Raw genomic sequence first — 3,281 nt, forward strand, 5'->3', positions numbered from 1 at the left:
AAATGGCTCCCAACGCCTCATTTGGCCTGACGACGTACACTCCAAGCGCACCGGAGATTCATGGATTCTTCTACCCGCCCATCTTGAGGCAGTAGTTTGAGCTAGAATCCGGACAAGCGGCGATGGTCTTGTCGTGCGGCGGAGATTCAGATAAGGAGCGAAGCATGGCAAAAGGATCGGCATTTGGAAAGACGATTCTGATCGGCGATCAATTCGTGCTCGAAGAGGTGCCGGCCGTAGTTTCAGCCATCCCCTTTGAGACCATGGCAGAAGTAGAGAGGATTGACGGAGAGGGCTGGGTATTGGAAGACAACCGCGTCGAAGTGCCAGGCTACAAGGACAAGAAGAAGGATCAACAGGTCGTCTCCATCAACCGCATCCTCGAAGTGATGAACGTTGATGTTAGAAAGACCCCCATCAGAATAACGTATGGTGGCAGCTTGCTGGCAGGCAGTGGGGTTGGTGCCAGTGCAGCCAGCTGCGTTTCCCTGGCCAGAGCGTTGAACGCCGAGTTCGGCCTGGGCTACACCATCGAACAGATCAACCACGTGGGATGGGAGGGAGAGTTCGCCTATCACGGCATCCCCAGCGGGGTCGACAACACCGCCTCGACCTACGGTGGGCTGATGCTTTACCGGGTCAAAGCTGGAGAAAGCCATTTCGAACAGATCGCTTCCAGAAGACCGCTCCATATCGTATTGGGCAATAGCGGCGTCACTGCCAATACAGCTCTCTTGGATGACTACATTGCGGAAATGAAAGCGAGCGACCCCGTAGGGTTCAAGTCTCGCATGGAAGCCATCACAACCCAGGTGTACGAAATGAAAGCTGCCCTCGAAACCGGCGATCTTGAGAAGGTGGGCGCCATCATGACGGCCAATCACGAGGTCTTGATCGAAGTGGGGCTTTCCCATGAGAAGCTGATCTACCTGTGCAATCTGGCCCTGAAAATGGGCGCGTTGGGCGCTAAAGTCACCGGCGGCGGCAGGGGCGGCTACATGAATGCCCTGACGACCGGGAAGGAAATGCAGGAGGCCGTTGCATCTGCAATGGAGGCCGAGGGGTACAAGGTCATTCGAACCACGATAGGCTTGTGACATGAGCAAAGAAGACTTCCTCCAGGAGATCCGCATAGGCATCAACCTGATGCGTGCGGCCGGCTCAGAGGTTGCCCTGGTTCACCACAACGATGCCGACGGATTGACCTCGGCGGCAGTCCTGGAAAGCGCATTGGCACGGGCGGGCTTCTCCGCCCACCGGACCTGTATCGAGCGCGTGCATCCTCCCATTGTGGCCCGTATTCATGACCAATTCCCCATGACGATCTTCTATGTAGACCTGGGGGGGCAGGCAGCGCCCGTCATTTCAGATGCCAACAAGGGTAGACGCACCACCCTGATCCTGGATCATCATCACCCCCAAAAGCCCACCGACCCCAGGGTCCTCAACATCTCCACTGAGTTCTTTGGGTTGTCCGGCGAGATGGATATTTCAGCATCGACAGCGGCTTACTTCTTCGCCCTTGAACTGGATGAAGCCAACCGCGATCTGGCGCATATCGCCGTGCTGGGCGCCGTGGGAGATGAACACGACCGAGAAGGAGGCCTTGTCAAAGAGAATCGCGAAGCATTGCAGGATGCCATCGAGCAGGGCCAGGTGCGAGTGGATGTGAATGAGCAGGGCAAGGAAGTCTATTCGCTCACCCTCTTTGAGGATGTGGTCCCGATGGCGCCGTTGGCGATAGCGGTGACGACTCTAGGAGGCGTGGGCTACTATGCGGACGGGCCAGACCTTGGGGTACGGGTGTGCCGAGAAGGGCTCTTCCCCGAAGCGAAGCGCCGTCTCCAAGAGCTGCGCCAAACCCAGCAAACGGCCTACCAGAAGACTACAGCGCGGCTGAGGCGGGATGGCTTCCACGAAACGAAGCATATTCAGTGGTTTACGGTGGGCGACGATTTCTCACCCATGGGCGTCAAGATCATTGGCGAGTACTGCTGGGATATCCGCAATGAGAGCTTTGTCAACCCCGAGAAATACATCGTCGGCTTCCAGAATATGGCTCCGGTGGTCCCGGGGGTGGGTTCCTTCGATTGGGCTCAGACAAAAGCGTCCATGCGACTGCCCACGCCTCTAGAGCACAAGATCCTGATCGACCGGTCGATGCCAGGCTTATCCTATCTTGTCCCCGAAGCAGCCAGGCAGGTGGGCGGCTCCATTGACGCGTGTCATGACTACACTGCCGCGACCATTGTCGACATTGGCCAGGAAAAGGCCTTGGTCATGGCGATGGACGAATTGGTGCAGGCCAAGTTGTCAAAGTAGTGGGCAAGTCTGTCGGATTTCCATGGCCATATCTTTGATCTGGATGGGACTGCCTATCTGAGAGATCATGGAATCCCCGGAGCGCCAGAAGCCGTTGCCTTCCTGAGAAGACGGGGCAGCGGCGTTGTTCTTCATTCAAATGACCCTCTGAAGTCGCGCGAAGTCTACGCTGAGAAGTTGACCCGCCTGGGTATTTCCACTCCACCAGATGATGTAGTCAATTCATCCCTCGTGCTGGCGCAGTCCCTTGTATGCGAGTGCATTAAGGCATAGTGTGGCCGGTCCGGCCACACCTTTGTTTGAGTCGCATCAAGTGTTGCTCTACCCATAACTTGGCCGGAGTTGGAACCACAATGTGGCCGGCGGTTCCAGGTTTCCCGCAGAGGATCGGCGGCCCTGCGGGCCTTCGGGGAGCGTGTTGGAGCCATGCATTGGCCGAAAGCGCAGAAATCGGAAGCATTGAGTGGCCGTGAGGCCAGACGCTACGCCAGATCCTGCCACCGGCCTGTCGCCGCCACCCGCACGAAGCCTGCTGCGTCCGCGCCTGCCGGGAGGCCGAGGCCCGCTCCGTCGCCGGGGGGTGGGGGGCGCTAGAGGGCTAGACGGCTGACCGCAGCCGGTCGGGACCATTAGGTCCGGTCGCCGCAAGAGTTGCTTGCCCCCCTCGATCCGGCCGAGCGCCCCTCGGTCCCTCTTAATCAGGCAACGTTCGCTCTTCTAAATTCTGTGGCTCACGGACCGTAGTGAGAAGGTTATGGGACTATTATCACATTGTTGGGGCGAATGGCCCGGGAAACAATGGGGAGCCGCCCCCAGGGGGGGCCTTATCATGCTGGGACAACTCTTCGAACAGGAAGTTCGACGCCGTCGGGCGCTCGCCACGGCGATCATCCATACCGAGCCCATGCGCTGCGTCCAGTGCGGGGTCTGCTCCTACAGCTGCCCGATGGGAGTTGATG

Annotated in this window: 2 protein-coding genes; both read left to right on the top strand. The window is 58.3% G+C overall.

The genetic code is table 11. The features are described from left to right. Nucleotides 1-164: 164 nt before the first annotated feature. The gene (gene mvk, locus MUO23_02805) at nucleotides 165-1,097 is read left to right on the top strand and encodes a mevalonate kinase (GenBank protein ID MCJ7511884.1); all 933 of its coding nucleotides are present in this window, start codon (nucleotides 165-167) and stop codon (nucleotides 1,095-1,097) included. Between the two features lies 1 nt (nucleotide 1,098). Continuing rightward, complete coding sequence (locus MUO23_02810; protein MCJ7511885.1) at nucleotides 1,099-2,322, top strand: DHH family phosphoesterase; 1,224 nt, start codon at nucleotides 1,099-1,101, stop codon at nucleotides 2,320-2,322. Nucleotides 2,323-3,281: the final 959 nt, after the last annotated feature.

The organism is Anaerolineales bacterium (assembly GCA_022866145.1).
Taxonomy (GTDB): Bacteria; Chloroflexota; Anaerolineae; order Anaerolineales; family E44-bin32; genus PFL42.

Bases quoted from the DNA above. Each gene is read 5' to 3' on its own strand.
- mvk (MCJ7511884.1), top strand. From the start codon at position 165: ATGGCAAAAGGATCGGCATTTGGAAAGACGATTCTGATCGGCGATCAA.
- MUO23_02810 (MCJ7511885.1), top strand. From the start codon at position 1,099: ATGAGCAAAGAAGACTTCCTCCAGGAGATCCGCATAGGCATCAACCTG.